Genomic DNA, 449 nt, shown 5'->3' with positions numbered 1-449 from the left:
GTGCTTTTTAGAACATAGATGGCACCAGTCAGGTGACCATCGAAACGCAATACGCCACGGAAATACCTTTGGTATTCGGTTGGTATGGCGAGTGCCGCCGTCCACGTTTCTCTTTCTCACAAGGATATGAACCACGCCCGTTTGCCGCTTGCGTCAAGCGAATGTCGGTTGCGTGCTTTACCCAAGATGGGCCCGTAGCTCAGGTGGTTAGAGCGCACGCCTGATAAGCGTGAGGTCGGCAGTTCGAGTCTGCCCGGGCCCACCATTTTGGTTTAGACCGATTGGTCTGGACTTGGATGGATTGCTTGGAGCAGATGATCGAAACGGTTGGGGCTGTAGCTCAGCTGGGAGAGCACCTGCTTTGCAAGCAGGGGGTCAGCGGTTCGATCCCGCTCAGCTCCACCAATTCGATTGGTGTTGAACTGACGGAAGATATCCTTGGAGAAAAT

Annotated in this window: 2 tRNA genes; both read left to right on the top strand. The window is 53.9% G+C overall.

From position 1 onward, the window contains the following. The first annotated feature begins 188 nt into the window (after positions 1-188). A tRNA-Ile gene (locus IB263_RS33860) sits at positions 189-265 on the top strand. 64 nt (positions 266-329) lie between these two features. Continuing rightward, a tRNA-Ala gene (locus IB263_RS33855) sits at positions 330-405 on the top strand. Positions 406-449 lie beyond the last annotated feature (44 nt).

Source organism: Ensifer sp. ENS03 (assembly GCF_014852035.1).
Lineage (GTDB): Bacteria > Pseudomonadota > Alphaproteobacteria > Rhizobiales > Rhizobiaceae > Ensifer > Ensifer adhaerens.
The sequence above is the reverse complement of the archived record's forward strand: the minus strand, read 5'-3'. Positions and strand labels throughout refer to the sequence as shown.